20 protein-coding genes are annotated in these 22,916 nt (G+C 63.4%); 9 read left to right on the forward strand and 11 right to left on the reverse strand.

Features of this window, described 5'->3' with window-relative positions; all coding sequences use genetic code 11:
• Window positions 1–186 precede the first annotated feature (186 nt).
• The 4 genes from IVB47_RS21260 to IVB47_RS21275 all read right to left on the reverse strand — a co-directional run bounded on the left by IVB47_RS21260 (window position 187) and on the right by IVB47_RS21275 (window position 4,312).
• Complete coding sequence (locus IVB47_RS21260) at window positions 187–1,026, reverse strand: SprT family zinc-dependent metalloprotease (RefSeq protein ID WP_027514588.1); 840 nt, start codon at window positions 1,024–1,026, stop codon at window positions 187–189.
• A 217-nt stretch (window positions 1,027–1,243) separates the two neighbouring features.
• Window positions 1,244–2,572, reverse strand: coding sequence for a polyhydroxyalkanoate depolymerase (gene phaZ, locus IVB47_RS21265; protein WP_027566053.1), 1,329 nt, complete (start codon window positions 2,570–2,572; stop codon window positions 1,244–1,246).
• A 121-nt stretch (window positions 2,573–2,693) separates the two neighbouring features.
• On the reverse strand, window positions 2,694–3,512 hold the full coding sequence (locus IVB47_RS21270; protein WP_007616001.1) for an ABC transporter permease: 819 nt from the start codon (window positions 3,510–3,512) through the stop codon (window positions 2,694–2,696).
• On the reverse strand, window positions 3,509–4,312 hold the full coding sequence (locus tag IVB47_RS21275; RefSeq protein WP_007616003.1) for an ABC transporter ATP-binding protein: 804 nt from the start codon (window positions 4,310–4,312) through the stop codon (window positions 3,509–3,511). The genes IVB47_RS21270 and IVB47_RS21275 overlap by 4 nt, the downstream gene beginning before the upstream one ends.
• Window positions 4,313–4,417: 105 nt before the next feature.
• Here IVB47_RS21275 and IVB47_RS21280 point away from each other — a divergent pair, with 105 nt between their 5' ends.
• Window positions 4,418–5,728: an ActS/PrrB/RegB family redox-sensitive histidine kinase gene (locus tag IVB47_RS21280; protein ID WP_027566054.1), complete on the forward strand. Its 1,311-nt coding sequence runs from the start codon at window positions 4,418–4,420 to the stop codon at window positions 5,726–5,728.
• Between the two features lie 103 nt (window positions 5,729–5,831).
• On the forward strand, window positions 5,832–6,386 hold the full coding sequence (locus IVB47_RS21285; RefSeq protein WP_007598178.1) for an ActR/PrrA/RegA family redox response regulator transcription factor: 555 nt from the start codon (window positions 5,832–5,834) through the stop codon (window positions 6,384–6,386).
• Between the two features lie 169 nt (window positions 6,387–6,555).
• On the opposite strand, the gene IVB47_RS21290 is transcribed toward IVB47_RS21285, so the two are convergent.
• Window positions 6,556–6,969, reverse strand: a complete 414-nt coding sequence (locus IVB47_RS21290) for a hypothetical protein (RefSeq protein WP_247463964.1) — start codon at window positions 6,967–6,969, stop codon at window positions 6,556–6,558.
• A gap of 33 nt (window positions 6,970–7,002) precedes the next feature.
• On the reverse strand, window positions 7,003–7,491 hold the full coding sequence (locus tag IVB47_RS21295; protein WP_247357492.1) for an MmcB family DNA repair protein: 489 nt from the start codon (window positions 7,489–7,491) through the stop codon (window positions 7,003–7,005).
• A gap of 257 nt (window positions 7,492–7,748) precedes the next feature.
• On the opposite strand from IVB47_RS21295, the gene IVB47_RS21300 reads away from it, so the two are divergent.
• Window positions 7,749–9,446, forward strand: coding sequence for an alpha-amylase family protein (locus IVB47_RS21300; protein WP_247463967.1), 1,698 nt, complete (start codon window positions 7,749–7,751; stop codon window positions 9,444–9,446).
• A gap of 221 nt (window positions 9,447–9,667) precedes the next feature.
• Here the strand turns inward: IVB47_RS21300 and IVB47_RS21305 are convergent, their stop codons facing one another.
• Window positions 9,668–11,269, reverse strand: a complete 1,602-nt coding sequence (locus tag IVB47_RS21305) for an alpha-amylase family glycosyl hydrolase (protein WP_247463970.1) — start codon at window positions 11,267–11,269, stop codon at window positions 9,668–9,670.
• A 172-nt stretch (window positions 11,270–11,441) separates the two neighbouring features.
• Between IVB47_RS21305 and IVB47_RS21310 the strand changes: the two genes are divergently transcribed.
• Window positions 11,442–12,122: an MBL fold metallo-hydrolase gene (locus IVB47_RS21310; RefSeq protein WP_247463971.1), complete on the forward strand. Its 681-nt coding sequence runs from the start codon at window positions 11,442–11,444 to the stop codon at window positions 12,120–12,122.
• A 4-nt stretch (window positions 12,123–12,126) separates the two neighbouring features.
• Here the strand turns inward: IVB47_RS21310 and IVB47_RS21315 are convergent, their stop codons facing one another.
• On the reverse strand, window positions 12,127–12,507 hold the full coding sequence (locus IVB47_RS21315; RefSeq protein ID WP_247463974.1) for a helix-turn-helix domain-containing protein: 381 nt from the start codon (window positions 12,505–12,507) through the stop codon (window positions 12,127–12,129).
• Window positions 12,508–12,702: 195 nt separating this feature from the next.
• On the opposite strand from IVB47_RS21315, the gene IVB47_RS21320 reads away from it, so the two are divergent.
• The gene (locus IVB47_RS21320) at window positions 12,703–13,005 is read left to right on the forward strand and encodes a hypothetical protein (protein ID WP_247463976.1); all 303 of its coding nucleotides are present in this window, start codon (window positions 12,703–12,705) and stop codon (window positions 13,003–13,005) included.
• 1 nt (window position 13,006) lies between these two features.
• On the opposite strand, the gene IVB47_RS21325 is transcribed toward IVB47_RS21320, so the two are convergent.
• Entirely contained in the window at window positions 13,007–14,167 is a 1,161-nt protein-coding gene (locus IVB47_RS21325; protein WP_247357488.1) for a PHB depolymerase family esterase, read from the reverse strand.
• Between the two features lie 141 nt (window positions 14,168–14,308).
• A complete protein-coding gene (locus IVB47_RS21330) occupies window positions 14,309–15,721 on the reverse strand; it encodes an MFS transporter (protein WP_247463978.1) in 1,413 nt (470 codons plus the stop codon).
• A gap of 234 nt (window positions 15,722–15,955) precedes the next feature.
• On the opposite strand from IVB47_RS21330, the gene IVB47_RS21335 reads away from it, so the two are divergent.
• Both IVB47_RS21335 and IVB47_RS21340 read left to right on the forward strand, forming a co-directional pair.
• A complete protein-coding gene (locus IVB47_RS21335; protein WP_247463980.1) occupies window positions 15,956–17,191 on the forward strand; it encodes an LLM class flavin-dependent oxidoreductase in 1,236 nt (411 codons plus the stop codon).
• A gap of 62 nt (window positions 17,192–17,253) precedes the next feature.
• Window positions 17,254–18,630, forward strand: coding sequence for a cytochrome P450 (locus tag IVB47_RS21340; protein ID WP_247463982.1), 1,377 nt, complete (start codon window positions 17,254–17,256; stop codon window positions 18,628–18,630).
• A gap of 151 nt (window positions 18,631–18,781) precedes the next feature.
• On the opposite strand, the gene IVB47_RS21345 is transcribed toward IVB47_RS21340, so the two are convergent.
• Window positions 18,782–19,624 (reverse strand): glucose 1-dehydrogenase, encoded by an 843-nt coding sequence (locus tag IVB47_RS21345; RefSeq protein WP_247463984.1) that lies wholly within the window; start codon window positions 19,622–19,624, stop codon window positions 18,782–18,784.
• 195 nt (window positions 19,625–19,819) lie between these two features.
• Between IVB47_RS21345 and IVB47_RS21350 the strand changes: the two genes are divergently transcribed.
• On the forward strand, window positions 19,820–20,785 hold the full coding sequence (locus tag IVB47_RS21350; RefSeq protein ID WP_247285176.1) for a sensor histidine kinase: 966 nt from the start codon (window positions 19,820–19,822) through the stop codon (window positions 20,783–20,785).
• 208 nt (window positions 20,786–20,993) lie between these two features.
• Entirely contained in the window at window positions 20,994–22,730 is a 1,737-nt protein-coding gene (locus IVB47_RS21355) for an EAL domain-containing protein (RefSeq protein WP_247463986.1), read from the forward strand.
• The last annotated feature ends 186 nt before the right edge of the window (window positions 22,731–22,916 follow it).

Raw genomic sequence — 22,916 nt, forward strand, 5'->3', positions numbered from 1 at the left:
GGATAACGAAATCAACGGCTTGCGCGGGCAGCACAGACGCTTGAATCGCGCGCGCGGCTGTCATTCCCCGCGGAGGCGGGGAATCCAGTACGCCGCGGCTTCTCGGTTCAATCACAGCCGCCTCTGGAATACTGGATCGCCTGCTTTCGCGGGCGATGACAGCGTCACATGAGGCATCAACGAGCCTTAATCCTCGACCCCGTACCGGTGCAAATCGTTGCCGTATGTATCGAGCCACTTCTTGGCGCGCTCCATCGACGGGCAGACCTTGCCGCAGACGCGCCAGAATCGCGCCGAGTGGTTCATCTCGACGAGATGGGCGACCTCGTGCGCGGCGAGATAGTCGAGCACATAGGGCGGCGCGAGGATCAGGCGCCAGGAGAACGACAACGAGCCGGCCGAGGTGCAGGAGCCCCAGCGGCTGGATTGATCGCGGATCGAGAGCCGCTTCACCTTGACGCCGAGCTCGGCGGCATAGGATTCCGCGGCACGCTGAAGATCGCGGCGCGCCTCGCGCTTGAGGAAGTCGCTGACGCGACGGTCCGCATGTTCGACGCCGCCGGCGACGCAGAGAATGCGTTCCCCGCTATCGCGCACTTCCGTCCACACCGTACCGCGGGTGCCGGCGCGATGAACGATGCGATGAGAAACACCGCGAAGCGGTATCACTGTGCCAGGCTGGAACGGTGCGGCCTTCGGCAAACGGCCGAGACGTGCCGCGATCCACGCGCCGTGGCGCTGCGCGAAGTCTTTTGCTTCGGCGAGAGTGCCGCGCGGCGGCATGGTGAGGATGGCTTCGCGATCGCTCGGATGAATTCTGAGCGTGTAACGGCGCGCGCGGCGATGCCGGCGCAGCCGAATCGCAAAATATTGCGATCCATGGGTGATCAGGAGGGTCTTCGGCTCGTGGGGCCGACGATAGAGGAGTGCGCGAGTGGCCATGTCTGTCAGTCCGGGGGGCAGGAGAGCGCCCGGATTCTGCCATAACCGCCGCCAGGGAAAGCGCTCGGCGCAAAAACAAATCATTTGCCCAATATACAGGGGTCTGGCGTCCGGGAGACCCTACAGACTGGGGTTGGAACCGGCTTTTTTCGCCCCCGCCAAGCGCATGCGGCACCCCCAAGGGGTGAGGCTTGACTCACTCCTACAAAGCTACCTAAATACCGCGAATCTGGCGGGAACTTGCCCCTGTCGGAGCCTCCGACAGGGCATCGATTTTCAGCGGGAAAGCCGAAAAACGCGATTATTCGGCTGCGAGCGCCTGCAATGAGCTCGGATTCGCCGCCGAGACCATGAAGTCGTGGATGCGTGGCACGATTTCCGATTTGAAGCGCGAGCCATTGAACACGCCGTAATGTCCGACGCCCTTCTGGACGTAATGAACGCGGCGGTGATCGGGAATCGAGCTGCACAACGTGTGAGTTGCTTCGGTCTGACCGATGCCGGAGATGTCGTCGTTCTCGCCTTCGACCGTCATCAACGCGACGCGCGTGACCTTGGAGGGATCGACGCGTGTTCCGCGATGGGTCATCTCGCCCTTCGGCAGCGAATGCTTCACGAACACGGTGTCGACCGTCTGCAGGTAATACTCGGCCGAGAGATCCATCACCGCGAGATATTCGTCGTAGAAGTCGCGATGCTTGTCGACGAGGTCGCCGTCGCCCTTCACTAGATTGGCGAACAGCTGCTTGTGGGCATCCATATGCCGATCGAGATTCATGCTGATGAAGCCGTTGAGCTGCAGGAAGCCCGGATAGACGTCGCGCATCATGCCCGGATGCGGGAACGGCACCTTGGTGATGACGTGGTTGCGGAACCAGTCGATGCCGCGCTCCTGGGCGAGATTGTTCACCGCGGTCGGATTACGCCGGGTGTCGATCGGGCCACCCATCAGCGTCATCGAGGTCGGCACGAAGGGATCACGCAGCGCTTCCATGATCGAAACGGCCGCGACGACGGGAACCGAGGGCTGGCACACCGCCAGCACATGGGTGTTGCCGCCGAGGACATGCAGCATCTCGATGACGTAGTCGATGTAGTCGTCGAGATCGAAGCGGCCGTCGCTGAGCGGCACCATGCGGGCATCGGCCCAATCGGTGATGTAGACCTCATGCGCAGGCAGGAAAGCCTCGACCGTACCGCGCAGCAGCGTCGCGTAATGGCCGGACATCGGCGCGACGATCAGCACGCGTGGCTGCGGGCTGCGCAGCGGACGGGTGAATTTGCGATCGAAGTAGAGCAGGCGGCAGAACGGCTTTTCCCAGACCGAGCGGACCTCGACGGGGACGCGGATGCCGTTGACTTCGGTGTCGTTGAGGCCCCATTCCGGTTTGCCGTAACGCCGCGTGGTGCGTTCGAACAACTCGCAGGCCGCGGCAACCGACTTGCCGACCTCGGTGCGCGCCCATGGATTGAGGGGATTTTGAAACAGCAGCTTGGTTGCGTCCGTGATCGCACGCGCCGGATTGAGAGAGGCTTGCCCCATCTCGTACATCCAGTACATCGGCGTCGTCAGGACCGGACTGCCTTCGGCCACCAGGGGCGGCGCGCCGCCAAACTCACCAATCGGCATCGCTATATTCCTCTTCGCATCGCAGCATACTGCCGAATGCGTAATATTGCGTCAATGCATGGTTCCGTACATCTACGTGGCCCAAGTGCCCAAACCGGGCTGAATCCACGAGAAAGTGACGTTATTCGCCGCCTGACAGCAGCGAGCCCTGCATCCGGGCGCTGCGCAAAAGGGCAAGGAATGCCCCAAAAGATGCAACCAACAGCACCGCGTTGATGGCCAACGCGCTCAGCATCAGATCGGTCCTGAAGGTGTTTTCGATCAACAGCGCCCGCATCCCTTCGAACACATAGGTCGGCGGCAGCGTCCAGGCGATATATTGCAACCAGACTGGCAGCACGCTGACGGGATAGTAGACGCAGGCGAGCGGCATGATGCCGAACATCAAGGTCCAGACGATGCTCTCGGCGCCGAGGCCGTTTCGCAGCACCAGGCCGGAGACGAAGATGCCGACCGACCAGCTCGTGAAGATCAGGTTGCAGAAGAACGCGATCAGCGGGACGCCGAGCGCATAGACGTTGAAGTGAAACAGGAACAGCGCGAGCAGCGTCATCGGAATGACGCCGATCGCGAGCCTGATCAGGCTCATGATCATCAGCGACAGCAGGAATTCGATCGGCTTCAACGGGCTCATCATGAGATTGCCGAGGTTGCGCGCCCACATCTCTTCCAGAAACGAGATCGAAAAGCCGAGCTGCCCGCGAAACAGGATGTCCCAGAGGATGACGGCGCCGATCAGGGTGCCGCCGGCGCGCGCGAAGAAATTTGCATTCTGCGCGATATAGAGCTGAAGAAAGCCCCAGGTGATGACCTGCAGCGCCGGCCAGTAGAGCAGCTCGAGCAGCCGCGGCCAGGACGACAGCAAGAGGTACCAATAGCGCAGGATCATCGCGCCGATGCGATGGAGCGAGATGCCGCGATGGAGGGAGGCCTCACTCATCGCACCGCCTCCTGCGCACCGTTCACCCGGCCGCGCGCGACGTCCAGAAACACCTCTTCCAGTGTGGTGCGGTTGTAGCGTGCCATGATGGCTTCGGGCGTATCGTCGTCCTCGATCCGGCCGCGCTTCATGATGATGACGCGGTCGCAGAGCCGCTCGACCTCAAGCATGTTGTGCGAGGCCAGCAGGATGGTGGCGTTGTTCGCCTTGCGATAGCGCTCCAGATGACCCCGGACCCAGTCGGCGGTGTCGGGATCGAGCGAGGCGGTCGGTTCGTCCAGCAACAGAAGCTCGGGCTGGTTGATCAGCGCCTTGGCAAGCGCAACGCGCGTCTTTTGTCCTGCGGAGAGCTTGCCGTTGGCGCGGTCGATGAACTCGGTGAGATCGAGGTCGCAGGCGAGCTCAGCGATGCGGTCGGAGAGGTTCTTCACCGCATAGAGCTTGCCGAACACGGTGAGGTTCTGACGCACCGTGAGCCGCATGGGCATGTCGACATAGGGGCTCTCGAAATTCATCCGCCCCAGCACGGAGGCGCTGTCCTCCGGCATTCGATGCCCGAGCACCTGCACGCGGCCGGAGGTCGGTAGCACCAGGCCCATGATCGTCGCGATTGTCGTGGTCTTGCCGGCGCCGTTGCCGCCGAGCAGCCCGGTGATGCTGCCACGCGGAAGCGAAAAGGAGATGTCGTCGACAGCGCGGGTCTGCTTGTACACCTTGACGAGGTGATCGACCGCGATTGCCGCGGAGAGGCTGCGATCCGCGACAGTCGGCCAGCTTGAAGCCTTGTCATTCTCAGTCATGGTGGGCGTTCTTCTGCTATTGCAGCGGAGAGCGCAAGGCTTGTAATCCGGTGGTTCCGTGAGCCGCGCGCTTGTGATCTAGAAGGCACCGCCCCATTGGCCGAAATGACCGAACTTGCCGCTTCCGACTTTCGCCCCGCGCAGCGGCATATCCGCCTGGATACCATCCTGCGCCTGCGCTGGCTCGCGGTGCTGGGCCAACTCGCCGCGATCTTCATCGTGGCGCAGGGGCTGGAATTCAACGTCGAGATCGTCCCCTGCGTCAGCATCATCGCGCTGTCGGCAGCGCTCAATCTGGGGCTCCAGAGCGTGTCCAATCCGCTGCAGCGGCTGGAGCCGATGCAGGCGGCCGGACTGCTCGCGCTCAATATCGTGGAGCTGGCGGGTCTCCTGTTCTTCACCGGTGGACTCCAGAACCCGTTCTCGTTCCTGTTCCTCGCGCCCGTGCTGATCTCGGCGACCGCGCTGCCGGCCCGCTTCACCTTCGGCCTCGGCGTGCTGGCTGTAGCCTGCGCCTCGGTGCTGTTCTTTTTCCATCTGCCGCTGCCCTGGGATTCCGACGATCCGCTGGTGCTGCCGCCGATCTATCTCGTCGGCGTCTGGCTCTCGATCGCGCTCGCGATCGGGGTCACCAGCCTCTACTCGTTCCAGGTCACCGAAGAGGCGCGCAAGCTCGCCGACGCGCTGGCCGCGACCGAGCTGGTGCTGACGCGCGAGCAGCATCTGACCCAGCTCGACGGCCTGGCCGCGGCCGCAGCGCACGAACTCGGCACGCCGCTCGCGACGATCTTCCTGATCTCGCGCGAGCTGGAGAAGACGGTGAAGGAGCCGAACTTTGCCGCTGACCTGAAGACGCTGCGCGAGCAGACGCAGCGTTGCCGCGACATATTGAGCAAGATCACCCAGCTCTCCTCCACCGGGGCGCCGTTCGACCGCATGAAGCTCTCGGAGCTGATCGAGGAGGTGGTGGCGCCGCACCGCGATTTCGGCGTGGATATCAAGGTGCGCATCGCCGTCGCCATCGTGGCCGAGCCGGTCGGCTCGCGCAATCCGGCGATCCTCTACGGGGTCGGCAACATCGTCGAGAACGCAGTCGATTTCGCCCGCACCACCGTCGAGGTGAATGCGTGGTGGAACAAGGACACGATCGAGCTCGTGATTTCCGACGATGGTCCCGGTATTCCGCCTGACATCCTGAACCGGATCGGCGAGCCCTATTTGTCGCGGCGGCGCAGCCAGGACGAAGGCGGCGGCCTCGGGCTCGGCGTGTTCATCGCGCGCACCTTGCTGGAGCGCACCGGCGCCAAGGTCTCGTTCACCAACCGCACCTTTCCGGACCATGGCGCAGTGGTCCAGATCACGTGGCCGAGAGAGCGTTTTGAGGCTATCGAGACCTTCGAAGAAACAATAGGATAGGCCGCGACCTTGCGTCGCACAACGGGGCCGATCGACTATTGGCGCCCTTGGCACCGCCCGATTGCGCCGCCATATGTAGAAGCGCTGGAGAGAGGACGAAACCTTGAACGCCATCGCCGAACTGAACGAACAGACCGACCGCTCGCTCCTGATCGTGGAGGACGACAAGCCGTTTCTGGAGCGGCTGTCGCGCGCCATGGAAACGCGCGGCTTTGCGGTGACGTCATGCGACACCGTCTCGGACGGTCTGGCGCAGATCGGCAAGGCGGCGCCGGCATTCGCCGTGGTCGATCTCCGGCTCGGTGACGGCAACGGTCTCGACGTGGTCTCGGCGCTGAAGAAGAAGCGCCCCGACGCCCGCGCGATCGTGCTGACCGGCTATGGCAACATCGCCACCGCCGTCACCGCGGTGAAGATGGGTGCGGTCGATTATCTCTCGAAGCCCGCGGACGCCGACGACGTCGTCGCGGCGCTGCTGTCGACCGGCTCGGACAAGTCCGAATTGCCGGCGAACCCGATGTCGGCCGACCGCGTGCGCTGGGAACACATCCAGCGCATCTACGAGATGTGCAACCGCAACGTCTCGGAGACGGCGCGCAGGCTCAACATGCACCGGCGTACGTTGCAGCGGATTCTGGCCAAGCGCGCGCCGCGGTAATCCTTGGCGTTTTACTCATGGCGCGCAGATGTCGGCCCCGAGGCTAAGACGGTGACCCGGGACAGCCATTTGCCGGAGCAGCCCGCAACGTCGCTTTTGCACGTTGTGACTGGACCGAGACTACGAGCTGAATCTGGCAGCATCGCAGTTCGGCGGAAGCCCGGGCGGTCTATTCATGACCATAGTAGCGCTGGTTGCATTGGTGGCGGCCCCGCTCGTAACTCGCCTCTCGGTCCGCGGGCCCTTTCAGAATGCTACCAACGTCGGCGAGCATTCGGACGTTCTTAAGACACTCTACGTAGGGCTTGTTGGAAAGCCAATCGAGGCCGAGTCCGCCCGCATAGGAAGACTGCGTCGAGGTCACGAACGAAATCAGTCCGGCTAGTGCGGCAAAGGTTAAGAGAGCGGTGCGGAAGGTTTTCATGGCACGTTCCTTGTGGCTGGTTAGTTGCGGAACAAGCGATACCGTGCCGTACGTCTGAAGCATGTGCGGCCCGTCACGTCCGCTGCCGCTCATGAAAGAACGGGCGTCCACCCGCTGCTTGATCTTCATGTTGCCGAACAAGAGTTCGGCGTTGATCACCGGTGGCTTGGGGGAAAGACATCCGGACGGAGCCTACTCCCAAAACTCCGCATGCCCCTGCGGATCGACCAGCCGGTTGATCCGCAATGCCGCCGCCATCGCGAACCGCACCGTCATCTGCTTGCGCGTGGCCGCAGCGAGCTTGTGCTCGGGCGCCTCACACTGCAGGTGCGCGCCATAGGCGTCCGCGATGATCAGGCCGGTATCTTGCGGAAAGATCTCGCAAGGCAGGTCCTGCGTGAAGGCGAAGAACAGCCGGTCGCAATGCGCCCGATATTCGTGCCATTTCTGATCGGCGCGCAAATCCTCCACCGACGATTTGATCTCGACGATCCAGATCTCGCCACGCTCGTTCAGCGCGACGAGATCGGCGCGCCGCCCAGAGGGCAGCGGCAATTCGCTGATGCAGGTGAAGCCGAGCGAGCGCAACAACCGCGCCGTGCCGCGCGCGATCGCCAGCGCCGTCTCTGATTGACGACGGTCCGGTGGCGGCACGATGGCAATGCGGGCGGTGTTGTCCATGGGGGGAGGATAGCCGATTCCGTCATCACTGTCGTCCCGGCGTAGGCCGGGACCCATAGCCACAGGGCGGCGTTTGGCTAAGATACGTCGTTCGGTACTTCTGCCAACCCAATCAATAGATCACGCGGTATGGGTCCCGCCCCCCGTGCGCAATTGCGCACCAGGCCGGGACGACCCTGTAGCGCGGAACCTCCCCTCCCCTACGCACTTATCACGCAGCCGCCGCACCTCGGCGGAACCACCGAGGCTGCGCGCGCATGATCGACGATCTCTGGTACAAGAACGCCATCATCTATTGCCTGTCCGTCGGCACCTATATGGACGCCAACGGCGACGGCATCGGCGATTTCAAGGGCCTGTTGCGCCGGCTCGATTATCTGCACGGCCTCGGCATCACCACGATCTGGCTGATGCCATTCCAGACCTCGCCCGGCCGCGACGACGGCTACGATGTCGCGGATTATTACAGTGTCGATGCCCGCTACGGCACGCTCGGCGATTTCGTCGAGTTCACCCATGGCTGCAAGCAACGCGGCATTCGCGTCATCATCGATCTCGTCGTGAACCACACCTCCGACCAGCATCCCTGGTTCAAGGCGGCGCGGAGCGACAGGAATTCGCCCTACCGCGACTGGTATGTCTGGTCCGACAAGAAGCCGGCCAACGCCAATCAGGGCATGGTGTTTCCCGGCGTTCAGAAATCGACCTGGACACGCGACAAGGAAGCCGGCGCCTGGTACTTCCACCGCTTCTACGATTTCCAGCCCGATCTCAACACCTCGAACCCGCACGTGCAGGCCGAGATTTTGAAGATCATGGGCTTCTGGATCCAACTCGGCGTCTCAGGCTTCCGCATGGATGCCGTGCCTTTCGTCATCTCGACCAAAGGCGCCAAGGTGAAAAAGCCGGCCGAGCAGTACGACATGCTGCGGACGTTTCGTGAATTCCTGCAATGGCGGCAGGGCGATGCGATCATCCTCGCCGAGGCCAACGTGCTGCCAAAGACGGACATGGAATATTTCGGCCGCGATGCCGACCGCATGCATATGATGTTCAATTTCCAGGTCAACCAGCATTTGTTCTATGCGCTGGCCTCGTCCGATTCCCGGCCGCTGGGGAAAGCGCTGAAGGCGACCAAGCCGCGGCCGGCCTCGGCGCAATGGGGCCTGTTTCTGCGCAATCACGACGAGCTCGATCTCGGGCGATTGACCAAGGCGCAGCGCGACACCGTGTTCAAAAGCTTCGGTCCTGACAAGGACATGCAGCTCTACGACCGCGGCATTCGCCGTCGGCTGGCACCGATGCTGGGCGGCGACCGCCGGCGGCTCGAGCTCGCCTACAGCCTGATGTGCACACTGCCGGGAACGCCGGTCATCCGCTATGGCGACGAGATCGCGATGGGCGATGATCTTTCGCTGCCGGAACGCAATTGCGCGCGCACGCCGATGCAATGGTCGACGGAGCCGCATGGCGGCTTCACCACCAGCGACAAGCCGGCCTTGCCCGTCATCGACGAAGGACCGTACGGCTATCCGCACGTCAACGTCGCCAAGCAGCGCCGCGATCCCAACTCGATGCTGAACTGGACCGAGCGCATCGTCCGCATGCGCAAGGAGGTGCCGGAGATCGGCTGGGGCGATTTTTCGATCATCGCGACGCGCAATCCCGCCGTGTTCATCATGCGCTACGACTGGCGCAACAATTCCGTGCTGTTCGTGCACAATCTCGACGAGAAGCCGCGCGAGATCGCGTTCTCGGCGGGGCTGCCGGGCGAGGCCGGCGAGCACCTGATCAATCTGCTCGCGGAGGACCACAGCCACGCCGACAAGCGCGGCCAGCATCGCGTCGTGCTGGAGCCCTACGGTTATCGCTGGTACCGCGTCGGCGGATTGGATTATCTGTTGAAGCGGAGCGATATCGACAAGACGGTGCGGGGGATCAAGCATCCGGGGTGATGTGGAGATGCTGGAGTTGCGCTGCCGCTTCCACGATCGTCATTGCGAGCGCAGCGAAGCAATCCAGCTATTTCCGCGGCACGGATTCTGGATTGCCTCTTCCCGCGGTGACAGTCTGGATTGCTTCGCTGCGCTCGCAATGGCCTGGATTGCTTCGCTTCGCTCGCAATGCGAGCAAAGGGCGTCGCCCATCTCTGCGCTTCGCTTGTCCGGGACGACGGCTAAGATGGCGGCATCACCACCACCCCCTCGTTGCCACGCAAATCCAGCACGCCTTCGATCCGCTCCCCCTCGCGATCCAGAAATGTCGACAGCAGAATCTCGCTGCCAAATCTGATCGCGCTGGTAGTGACCACGATCGGCTCAGGGCCGAGATTGAGCACCACGATCACCGCCCTGCCCTCGGCCTCGCGGCGATAGACCAGGAGATCGCCTTGCGCCGCGATCGGATGATAGTCGCCCGCGACCAGCGGCGGACAGCCCTTGCGCAACGCGATCAGGCGCTTGTAGAGCGTCAGGATCGAACGTGAATCGGCTTCGACATCGACGACGTTGTTGAGGATGTGATCCTCCGGCAGCGGCAGCCATGGCCTGACGTCCGAGAAACCGGCGAAGTTGGACGAATCCCACTGCATCGGCGTGCGACAGCCGTCGCGGCCGACACCGATGCCGGGCACGTTCTTCTCGAAGGGGTCGCGCACATCCTCAGGCGCGATCGCGAGCTGATGCATGCCGATCTCGTCGCCGTAATAGAGCGTCGGCGTGCCGCGCAGCGTCAGCAGCAGCATGGCGGCGACGCGGGCCTGCTCCGGCCCGACGCGGCTTGCGACGCGCGGGCGATCGTGATTGCCGAGCACCCAATTCGGCCAGGCGCCCTTCGGCAGCGCCTTCTCGTAATCCTCGACGATCTTCTCGATCGAGCGCGCGCTCCAGAAGGTCTGGAGCAGCGCGAAATTGAACGGCATCTGCGCGCCGGTGAGATCGTTGCCGTAATAGGCCATCAGGCGATGCAGCGGCAGATAGATCTCGCCGATCAGGACGCGGGCATCATAAGCATCCGTGACGCGGCGCATCTCGGCGATAACGTCGTGCACCTCCGGCTGGTCGGTGGAATATTGCGTGAGGATCGTTTCGTTGGGCGGCCGGCCCTCGACATAATGCGGATTTTGCGGGTTGTCGCGGAACTCGGCGTCCTTGATCAGGTGCCAGATCACGTCGACGCGAAAGCCATCGACGCCCTTCTCCAGCCAGAACCGCATCACGTCATAGATCGCCGCGCGGACATCGGGATTGCGCCAGTTGAGGTCCGGCTGCTGGGCGAGGAAGGCGTGATAGTAGTATTGACCGGTCGTCTCGTCGAACTGCCACGCGCTGCCGCCGAACTCGGACAGCCAATTGTTCGGCACGCCGCCACCACCGCCCGGATCGCGCCAGATGTACCAATCGCGTTTGGGATTGTCGCGCGAGGAGCGGCTCTCGACGAACCAGGGATGCTGGTCAGAGGTGTGGTTCGGCACGAGGTCGAGGATCAGCTTGAGGCCGTTGTCATGCGCGGCGGCAAGAAGCGCATCGAAATCCGCCATCGTGCCGAACAGCGGCTCGATGCCGGTGTAGTCGGAGATGTCGTAGCCGAAATCGGCCATTGGCGAGGGGAAGATCGGCGACAGCCAGATCGCGTCGACGCCGAACGATTTCACATAAGGCAGCCGCTGCAAAATGCCGGCGAGATCGCCGACCCCGTCGCCGTTTGAATCCTGAAAGGAGCGCGGGTAGACCTGATAGAAGATGCCGTCGCGCCACCAATTGCTGCCGCCCTGAGCCATGCGGGAAATCCATCCAAAAACTGCTTGTCGCGCGGGAGAACGCGGAAGGAGCGCCCCGGTTCAAAACAGCAGGCGAATTGGGACGGCCGTGTGACGATGTCCGCGGCTGTTCCCGAACCCCGGGGGCAAATCTTTTGCTTGGCGGCATGGCAAAAATCGGCATTGTGGCGCCATGACCGAGCAAAACGAGACACAAGCCCAGGCAGGCGCGAAGGCGGGCGCGATCATCGTCCCCGTGACGCTGTTCGAGCAGAATTGCACCATCATCTGGGACGAGCCTTCCAAGAAGGCCGTGGTGATCGATCCCGGCGGCGACGTGCCGAAGATCCTGGAGGCCATCAAGCAGACCGGCGTCACCGTGGAGAAGATCTGGCTCACTCACGGCCATATCGACCATGTCGGCGGCGCGGCTGAACTGCGCGACGCGCTGAAGGTGCCGATCGAGGGCCCGCACGTCGCGGACAAATTCCTGCTCGACAACGTGGTCGAGAGCGGCGCGCGCTTCGGCATGAGCGGGGTGCGCAATTTCGAGCCGGACCGCTGGCTCGACGAAGGCGACAGCGTGGCGATCGGCGATCTCCAGTTCGAGATCTATCATTGCCCCGGCCACTCGCCCGGCAGCGTGGTGTTCTTCAACAAGGAGTTGCGCTTCGCCCATGTCGGCGACGTCCTGTTCGCTGGCTCGGTCGGACGCACCGATCTGCCCGGCGGCAGTCATGCGACCCTGATCGAGTCGATCAAGACCAAGCTGCTGCCGCTCGGCGACGATGTCGGCTTCATCTGCGGCCACGGCGCCGGCTCGAGCATCGGCCAGGAGCGGATGACCAATCCGTTCATCACCGGCGAGATGTGAGCGCCTATTCCGCGGCGTCTGCGAACGCTGCGGGCTGGCTCAGGTTACGGTCGCCCCAGTCACGGATCGCGGCGACGACGGGCACAAAGCTCTTGCCTTTGCGGGTGAGGCGATACTCGACTTTCGGCGGCACCTCGCCAAAATCCTTGCGATCGATCAGGCCGCTCGCCGTCAGCGCCTTCAACTCGCGGCTCAGCACGCGCGGGGTGATCTCGGCGCTGCCTTCCATGCCGCGCAGCAGGCCGCTGCGGATTTCACCATAGCGGCGCGGGCCGTCCTTGAGGTCCCAGACGATGCGCAGCTTGTACTTGCCGCTGATCATCTTCTGAAAGGCCGCGACCGGACAGTTGCGCGCGGGGACAGTCTTTGTCCTTTCCCTGGCCATGTCGTTTCCTCCATGTGCGAGCTTTTTTGTTTTGACGCGTTTGCTTCACGCGAACCGGTATCCACTTCGCTCGAAAACGCTCTGGCCGAGCATAAGAGCGACGCCGAAAAAGTCCATACTATCAATTTTGTCCATACTTGCAGGATCGCATCCAGCACGCAGATGATGACGCACAACGCCAACAGGGAGCGTCACATGAAGCACTTCATGATCCGATACGAATTCAAGAACGGCACGACGGAGGCATGGCACCAGGAGGTCGGCCGCTTCATCAAGGCGATCGACGGCGATCCGGAGCTGAAAGGACGGATCGGCTATCGCGTCCTGAAGAACCGCGACAATGGCAGCTATTTCCATCTCGCCAGCGTCAGCGACGACGCCGCGCAAAAGGCGCTGCAATCGCGCGACTTCTTCAAGGCCTATCAGGAGATGACGCGCAAGGTCGCCGGCGGCGAGGTGACGGCGACGCCGATCGAATGGATTGGCGCGACGGCCTGACTTATTTCATCAATCCCGCGGCGGTGAGCGCGCGCGTGATGATCTGGCCGAGATCGAAGCCGCGGGCCTCCTCGCGCTTCGGCTCGGCCGGCTCTTCGGCGACAGCGGCGCGGATCGAGCGGGCCAGATGCGGCGCGGACGAGCGGGCCGGCGTCGGCTCGGCCTTCTTCGCTGCGTCGGGGATCCAGCCGGTGAGGCCGAAGAATTTGGCGATGTGATAGGACGAGGAGATGCCGGCCTCGATCAGGAACGCGCCTTCCACGCCATAGCGCTGGTCGTTGTCGGCAAGGCCGAGCGGCGTGCCGTGGGCCATATCGGTGATGGCGTAGGACTCGACGAGAGTCTCGCCGTCCTTGTTCCACCAGGCCTGGCGCGGATAGCCGTCGATGTCAGTTTCCGCCATCGGCGCCTCAGGCAGATCGTGCAGGTCGAGCCATTGCTTGACTATCTCGTTGGCATTGCCGGGGTTGACGGTGCGATCGGCGCTGCCGTGCCACACCGAGATCCTGGGCCAGGGCCCGCGATGATCCGAGGCCCGCCGCACCAGATCGCCAAGTTCGCGCGCCGGCCGCTCCGGGGAATGAAACATGCCGTCGAGCGCCTCGCGCAGATTGGTCGCGATGCCGTAGGGAAGTCCCGCGATGACCGCACCGGCCGCGAAGACTTCGGGATAGGTCGCGAGCATCACCGACGTCATGCCGCCGCCGGCCGACAGGCCCGTGATGAAGATGCGGCGGGGATCGATGCGATGCGTTTCGGTCATATGCGCGATCATCTCGCGAATCGAACACGCCTCGCCGCTGTCCCGCGCCGTGTCTTCCGGATTGAACCAGTTGAAGCAGGTGTTGCTGTTGTTGACGCGCTGCTGCTCGGGCATCAACAGCGCGAAGCCGTAGTGCTCGGCGAGCGTCGACCATCCGGCACCGAGGTCGTAGCTTGCTGCCGTCTGGCCGCAGCCGTGCAGCACGACGACGAGCGCGCGCGGCTTCTGCAGTTGCGGCGGCACGAACGCGAACAGGCGCAGATTGCCGGGATTGTCGCCGAAGCCCGTAACCTCTTGCAACGGACTGGACGCATCGGCGCTCCTGCCAAACTCGGCGAAGCGCAATCCGTCCAGCTTTGGCAGACGTCTCAAGAGATCGACATTTCTGGTTAATGACACGGCAACTCCTGGCAGGCGACGTTCAACGTCCACTCAAACCAAATAGTTGCTGCGGCGCAAAATAAAAAGACCGTGTGCTGTCGATGACGCGCTAAATCGCAGGAAAACCTGCAGAAATCCGCACGTATTAACCGCGATGCCTCAACTTCGTGCAGACGCGCGGCGCATCCACGCCAGGAATGCGGCGCAGATCATGATTAATGTCACGAACAGCGCGAGCGAGACGAGAAATCCTGCGCGCACTGATTGCACGGCTTCGGCGGCAAAAAACACGGCGCCGATTGCGGCCACTCCGGCCGCATTTCCGATCTGCGCCGTGGTGCCGTAAATGCCGGAGGCAGAACCTGCGGCCACAGGCTTCACCGTCGAGAGCACCGCGCCGGACAGCGGCGCCATCACCAGCCCCTGACCGTAGCCGAAGACGATCATGGTGAGCGCGAGCAGGAGCGCGGACGGCGCATCGACAGAGAACGCGACAAGCGCAAGCGCCGCGAGGCCCGCGATCTGAAGCGCGCAGCCTTCGATCAAGACCCTGGTGCCGCGATGGCGCGCCCGTGCGCCACTATGGCGCGAGGCCACGACGAAAGCGAGCGCGAGCGGAATGAAGGCCATGCCGGCCGCGAGCGGCGGGATGTTCAGCCCTCGCTGCATGAACAGCGTCATGACCAGATAGAACGAGAGATTGGCACAGAAGAAAAAGAACGCCGCGCCGAGGCCGCGCAGGAAAGTGGCGTCCGCCAGCAGCGAGAGATCGATCAGCGGCATGCCGCCGGCTCGTGCGACCGCATGCTCCAGTTTTGGGAATGCCAGGAGAATTACGGCGCCGATCGCCATCACCAGCCACAGCCACGGCGCCCAGCCGACATCGTGACCGAGCAGCAGCGGACCGATCATGCAGAGCAATCCGGCGAACAAGACGATGCCGCCCGCGATATCGAGCCGCGTGCCGGCGCGATGCGGCACCGAGGGCATGATGCGCCAGGCCGCAGCCGCGATGACGAGACCGCACGGCACATTGACGAAGAATACCGAGCGCCAGCCGGTGCCGGCGAGATCGATCGTGACCAGAAGACCGCCGAGCAGAAAGCCCGCGGCACCCGCGAGCCCCAGCGCGATGCCGTAGATGGCGAAGGCACGGTTGCGCTGTTCGTCGGTGAACAGGAGATGTAGCGTCGCCAGTACCTGCGGCACCATCAGCGCGGCGGAAGCACCCTGTGTCAGCCGCGCGACGATCAATTCCGCACCGGATTGCGCCAGTCCGCACCACAGCGACGTCAGGGTGAAACCGAGCAGGCCAGCCAGGAACACGTTCCTGGTGCCGTGAATGTCGCCAAGCCGGCCGCCGGTGACGACCAGCGTAGCATAGGCGATCAGGTAGATCGCGATGACGGATTCGATCTGCGCAGGCGATGCCTTCAACTCGACCGCGATGGTCGGAATGGCGACGTTGACCACGAAAGCATCGACGCCGAACATGAACTGGGCGGCCACGACGATCGCCAGCACCCACCAGCGACGCGACGTATCGATCTGCTTTGCGACGGTTTGATGCATCGGCGCGCGACCTTTCGGATGTCGTTGCCGATCATCGCAGGCCTAATGCGGTGCCGCGATTACCTCGAAGGTAGGATGCCCGCGCGTTCCGCCATTCTCTGCGTGCCACGGAGAGGGAGACGACACACGCATGGCTGCATTCCGCCGCGCGGGACATCGCGCGATTGCGTTCGCTGTCTCCAGCACGTAGCTTCGCGCCACAAACAAGCAAAAAATCAAGCCGGAGAGAACGCCATGGCGCGCCTGAAGTTCGGAGCCTTCCTCGCCCCGCATCATCCGATCGGGGAGCATCCGACGCTCCAGTTCCGGCGCGATCTCGACCTGGTCGAGCAGTTGGATAGCCTCGGCTATGACGAGTTCTGGTGCGGCGAGCATCATTCCTCCGGCTGGGAGATGATCGCCTCGCCGGAGATGTTCCTGGCGGCGGCCGGCGAGCGCACCAAGCGGATCAAGCTCGGCACCGGCGTGGTGTCGCTGCCCTATCACCATCCCTACAACGTCGCGCAGCGCATGGTGCAGCTTGACCACATGACCGGCGGCCGCGCCATCTTCGGCTCCGGTCCCGGCGCGCTCGCCTCCGACGCGCATACGCTCGGCATCGATCCGATGACGCAGCGCGACCGCCAGGACGAGGCGATCGGGGTGATCCGCCGCCTCTTCAATGGCGAGCGCGTCACCGCGAAGAGTGACTGGTTCACCATGAACGACGCCGCGCTGCAACTGCTGCCGTTGCAGGAGGAAATGCCGTTTGTGGTGGCCTCGCAGATCTCGCCCTCCGGCATGACGCTCGCCGGCAAATACGGCATCGGTATCATCTCGCTGGGTTCGATGACGACGCAGGGGCTGATGTCGCTGCAGCAGCAATGGCAGTTCGCCGAAGACGCGGCGAAAAAGCACGGCACCAAAGTCGATCGCGCGAACTGGCGCGTGCTGCTGACCTGGCACATCGCCGAGACCCGCGAGCAGGCCCGCCGCGAGGCCGGCGCCGGGCTGATGCGCTGGCACAACGAATATAATGTCGGCACGCTACAGCGGCCGGGCCTGGCCGCGTTCGCCTCACCCGACGAGGCCGTGGACAAGACCGCTTTCGTCGACGGCGCGGCCTCCGTCATCGGCACGCCCGACGACCTCGTCAAGATGATCAAGAACGTGATGCAGGTGTCCGGCGGCGTCGGTGCCGTCATCGGATTCGTGCACGACTGGGCCAACCCGGAGAACACGCGCCGGAGCTGGGACCTTGTCGCGCGCTACGTCGTGCCTGAGATCAACGGCTACATCGACGGCCTGCGCAAGTCGCAAAAATTCGTGATCGAGAACCGCGCGATCTTCGAGCGCGCGGGACAGGCCGTGATGGCCAAGATCATGGAAAACGAGAAGGCCGCCGAGGCGTTGAAGGTGACCGGCGCCGGCCGCGTGGCGATTCCAGCCGTCAATGCGCCGGATTTGCAGAAGGAAGCGGCGAAGCGGTAGCGCAGAGTCCTCGTCACGGATTGTGCTATGTTGGCCGGGTCTCGCCAACCGGAGCAATCGTCATGTCGATGCAGAATGTGGCCGCGCCTGCGCTCGGCTTCACTCCGCCCAAGCGCAACGAGCTGACCCACATCCCCGGCGACGAAGGCTGGCCGATCATCGGCAAGACCTTCCAGGTGCTCGCGGACCCTAAGGGGCATATCGAGGCGAACGGCGCCAAATACGGCCTGGTCTATCGCACGCATTTCTTCGGCGAGACCAATGTCGTGCTGCTTGGCCCCGAGGCCAACGAACTCGTGCTGTTCGACCAGCAAAAGCTGTTCTCCTCGACCCATGGCTGGAACAAGGTGCTCGGCCTGTTGTTTCCGCGCGGATTGATGCTGCTGGATTTCGAGGAGCACCGGCTGCACCGCAAGGCGCTGTCGGTCGCGTTCAAGTCCGGACCGATGAAATCGTATCTGAGCGATCTCGACTGCGGCATCGCCGCCCGCGTCGCGCAGTGGAAGGCCAAGCCCGGCGAGATGCAGCTCTATCCGGCGATGAAGCAGCTCACGCTCGATCTCGCCGCCGCGTCCTTTCTCGGCGCCGATATCGGGCCGGAGGTCGACGAGATCAACCGCGCCTTCGTCGACATGGTCGCCGCCGCCGTCGCCCCGATCCGCCGACCGCTGCCCGGCACGCAGATGGCGGCCGGCGTCAGGGGACGCAAGCGCATCGTCGCTTATTTCCGCGAGCAGATTCCGCTGCGACGCGGCAATCACGGCGGTGATGACCTGTTCTCGCAGCTCTGCCGCGCCACCCACGAGGACGGCGCGCTGCTGTCGGAACAGGACATCATCGACCACATGAGCTTTCTGATGATGGCGGCGCACGACACGCTGACCTCGTCACTGACCTCGTTCATCGGCGAGCTCGCGGCAAATCCCGACTGGCAGGACAAGCTTCGCGCGGAGGTCATGGCGCTGGGGCTCGCCCCCGATGCGCCGAGCAGCTTCGACGATCTCGAAAAGATGCCGCTGTCGGAGATGGCGTTCAAGGAAGCGCTGCGGATCAAGCCGCCGGTGCCCTCAATGCCGCGCCGCGCCATGCGCGATTTCACTTTCAAGGGTTTTTCGATTCCGGCCGGCACCGCGATCGGCGTCAATCCGCTCTACACCCACCACATGAAGGACATCTGGCCGGAGCCGGATCGCTTCGATCCGCTGCGCTTCACCGAGGAGGCCCAGTGCAACCGCCACCGCTTCGCCTGGGTCCCGTTCGGCGGCGGCGCGCATATGTGCCTCGGCCTGCACTTCGCCTACATGCAGGCCAAATGCTTCGCGCGGCACTTCTTGCAGAACATCGAGGTATCGCTCGAGCCCGGCTACAAGCCGGACTGGCAGATGTGGCCGATCCCGAAACCGCGCGACGGATTGCGGGTGCGGGTGAAGGCGGTGTGAGCATCGCAGTCGTCATTGCGAGCGAAGCGAAGCAATCTGTCATTGCGAGCGAAGCGAAGCAATCCAACTATTTCCGCGGCACGGATTCTGGATTGCCGTCCGCGGAAGCAGCCTGGATTGCTTCGTCGCTTCGCTCCTCGCAATGACGAGATTATCCGGCCCCCTGATCGAACGCCTTGCGCAGGGCCACGTAGCCCTGCTGCTGCTGGCTCCAGTTGCGGCCGCCGGTCATCGCGCCGTCGATGACGAGGTCATGGCCGTTGATGAAGCTGGATTCGTCGCTGGCCAGGAACACCGCTGCGTGGGCGATGTCATCGGGAAGGCCGGCGCGCGGGATCGGTTGCGCGGTCTTGTAGACCTCGCGCATCACCGCCGGCGTCTTCTCCGCCGCGTCGGTCGAAAGCCCGAGCGCCTTGCCGAAAATGCCGGTCGCGATGGCGCCGGGCGAGATCGAGTTGACGCGGACGTTGGATTCGCCGAGCTCCATCGCCACACATTTGGTGAGGTGGATCACCGCCGCCTTGGCTGCACCATAGACCATCGACGACGAGAAGCCGGCCAGACGGCCGGCGATGCTGCCATTGTTGATGATGCTGCCAAAGCCCTGCTTCTTCATGTGGGGCGCGGCGTGCTTCATGCCGAGCATGACGCTGCGCAGCAGGGTCGCCATCGCCGCGTCGAAGCGCTCGACCTCGAGGCCTTCGATGCCGCCGGTCTGCGCCGGGCCGCCGGCATTGTTGAACAGGCAGTCGATGCGGCCGAATTTGTCCACGGCGAGCGCGATCAGCGCCTGCATCTGCGCTTCGACCGTCACATCCGTCTGGCGGAAGACGCAATTCGGCCCGAGCTGCTTCGCCAGCGCCTCGCCTTCCGGTATGCGCCGGCCCGCGATCACAATTTTGGCACCTTCGGCAACGAAGACTTCAGCAGTGCGCAACCCGATCCCGCTCGTCGCGCCCGTGATCACCGCGACCTTGCCATCCAACCTGCCCATGGAATGTCCCTGTTTTCGAACCCCTTGACGCCAAATGGCGGACACCGATCGACGACGGCGCCGCGACAGTTGGCGCCGCAGCAGGCACTATTCCTGCCGGCTTCCGACAAGGCAAGCTTTGCTTGGGGCCGGCGACATGCGTAACATTCCTGGCGACCGCTCGATTGTCGAACGCATATCGCCACCGGATCGCGCATGGGGAAGCTGATCGACGAATTCCGCAAGGGCTGGCAGGGCGTGGCACCGCCATCGCTCGGCCTGAGCCTCGCGTTTGCGGTCGCCTGCCTGCTGGTTGCGACGCTGGCGCGCTGGGCTCTCGCCCATGTGCGGCCCGACGTCTATTTCACGCCGTATTTCCCGGCCGTATTTTTTGCGGCCGCGTTCGGCGGCTTCCGCATCGGCATCATCACGGCGCTGGTCGGCGGCGTGCTCGGCGTCGTCGTGAATTTTGGCGAGGCCCTTGCCGATAACGCGCGATTCGCCCTGCTGGCGCTCTATTGGGCGGTCAGCGCCCTCACCATCTGGGGCGTCGAGCATTATCGCTCGCTCCTTGTCGAGCAGCGCCGGATTTCCAGACGCCTGATCGAGGAGGAAGACTATCGCAAGCTGCTGGTCGACGAGCTCCAGCACCGGCTGAAGAACAAGCTGTCAACGGTGCATGCGGTGCTGCATCAAGTGTTGCACGATCAGCCGCAAATCTGGGCACGGATCGATCCGCGACTGCGGTCGCTTGCCGCGACCGACGATTTGATCTCGCGGATCGACAAGGCCGGCTGCGACATTCGCGACCTCCTGATCTCCGAGCTCGGCCCTTATGGCCATGTCCGCTTCACGCTGAACGGCGACCGGCTGTTCCTGCCGCCGAAGCTTGCGGTCACACTGTCCCTGATGTTTCACGAACTCGCCACCAACGCGGGCAAATATGGCGCGTTCTCCGCGCCACGCGGGTTGTTGCAGGTGTCATGGACCGTCAGCGACGACCGTCTGACCGTGACCTGGGATGAAACCGAGGGCCCGAGCGTCGACAAGGTCTCCGAGCCGGGTTTCGGCACCAAGCTGTTGAAGTCCGCGCTGTCGGCCTTCGACGGCAAGACGGAGGTCTCCTATCTCAGGACCGGACTTCATTGCACCATGCAATGCCGCATCCCCAAGGACGGTTAGACACGGCGCAACCGAAAGCCGTTCGCGCGCTTCGTTCGCGGTTTCGCCGGACGCGTTGACGCCCTGTTAATGACGATGGGCTGCGCGCGTCGCATCGCCGCAAAACACCACCGTAATTCTCCGGACCCCTTAACCAAACTTAAGAGGGAACCGCGCAAGATCGCGGCCATTGCAAAAGCGCGCTGAAACAACAAGATTCATGACTTCTATGAACGACAACAAATATTCCGGCGCGAGCGAAGCCGAACTCGGATTCCTCAAGGAAATCGTTAGAATGCTGCCTGCCGGCCTGACCGTGCAGGACGCGCAAGGCGAACTTCTCCTGGTCAACGATGTCGCGGCCGCCCAGCTCGGCATGGACGGCAGCCGCCCCTCGCGCGATCTCGCGCCCCGCCAGGAAGCCTGCCGGCAGGCTCTGAGCTCCGGCCGTGCGGTCGTCGCTGAGGAAGCGCTCCACGACGGAGCCGCACGCCAGGTGCTGCTGACCACCCACCGTCCGGTCCGCTTCGACGGACGCGAGCTGCTGATCTCGGCCTCCTCCGACATCACCGAGCAGAAGAATTTCGAGGACCAGCTGTTCCGCTCGGCCTATTTCGACGAGCTGACCGGCCTGCCCTCGCGGCGCGTGATCGAACATCGCGCCACCGGCCTGCTCGCGCAGGGTCGCGCCGGCGAGCGCTTTGCGCTCGCCTTTCTCGACGTCGACAATTTCAAGCACATCAACGACTATTACGGCCACGCGGTGGGCGATGCCCTGCTGGTCGAGCTGTCGAAGCGGCTTGGACGCGGCTTGCGCGACTCGGACATGCTGTCGCGCATCTCCGGCGACGAATTCCTGCTGCTGCTGTCACCGATCCAGAGCCAGGAGGAAGTCGCCGAGTTCATGCAGTCGACGCTGGAGCGGCTGACCGCGCCGTTCTTCATCGACAATTCGGAAGTGTTCGCCTCAACCTCCGTCGGCATCAGCCTCTACCCCGATCACGGACGAAGCTTCGAGACACTGCGTCAGAACGCCGACATCGCGATGTACCGCATCAAGAATGACGGCAAGGGATCGGCGGCCTTCTTCGACTCCAGCATGGAGCGCGAGGCGCTGGCGCGGATGAAGATCGAGCAGTCGCTGCGGCAGGCCATCCTGGAGAAGCGCTTCTGCTGCGCCTTCCAGTCCAAGGTCGACATCCGTACGCAGGAGGTAAAGGGCATCGAGGCCCTTGTGCGGCTGCGTGATGACGAGGGCGTGATCCAGGCGCCCGGCTCGTTCATCAATCTTGCCACCGAACTCGGGCTGATCGACGAGCTGACGCATCTCGTGCTCGCCGAAATCGTCAAGTCGATCGACCTGATCAACGAGACGTTCGGTGCGGAAGCGACCATCAGCATCAACGTCGCGGCCAAGCAGGCCGGCAACCCCGAATTCATGCGCAGCTTTGCCCAGGCGCTCGACGACACCGGCTTTCCGCAGCGCTTCATGATCGAGGTGACGGAAGACGCCTTCGTCGCCAAGAATCATTTCCAGGCCGAGATCCTGCCGATGTTTCGCAAGCTCGGCGTCGCCATCTCGATCGACGATTTCGGCACCGGCTATTCCTCGCTCTCGGCGCTGGCCGACATCACCGCGGACGAGATCAAGATCGACCGCTCCTTCATCACCGATATCCATAAGCGCCCGCGCAACCAGGGCATCCTGCGCGCGATCGAATCCCTGAGCGAAGCGCTCGGCATGACCGCAATCGCCGAAGGCATCGAATCCTACGAGGAGCTCGCCTACCTCCAGGCTGCGACCAAGATCCGTTACGCGCAGGGCTATTATTTCTCCCGGCCGATCTTCCTGGAGGAGCTGAAGCTCGCAACGCCCATCTCCAGCGAAGCACGCGCCAGCGTCACAAACCGCTCGACGCAACAGAACCGGCAGGGCTATTCCCGCGCGAACGGATATCGGCGGTAACCCCGGGCCTGATCGTTACTTTGCAAAGCCTGAGCAACCCGTTCCACGGGTGAGGTCATAATTGAATCTGCCGATTTCCTCGGCAGAAGCGATCCGGCGCGGCCGGGCCGGGACAATGTCACACATGCCCGTCGCGTGGTCTGCCGGAAGGTGGAATTGCAATGTCCGCACGGTTGTGCAAATCGC

Source organism: Bradyrhizobium sp. 62 (assembly GCF_023073035.1).
GTDB lineage: Bacteria > Pseudomonadota > Alphaproteobacteria > Rhizobiales > Xanthobacteraceae > Bradyrhizobium.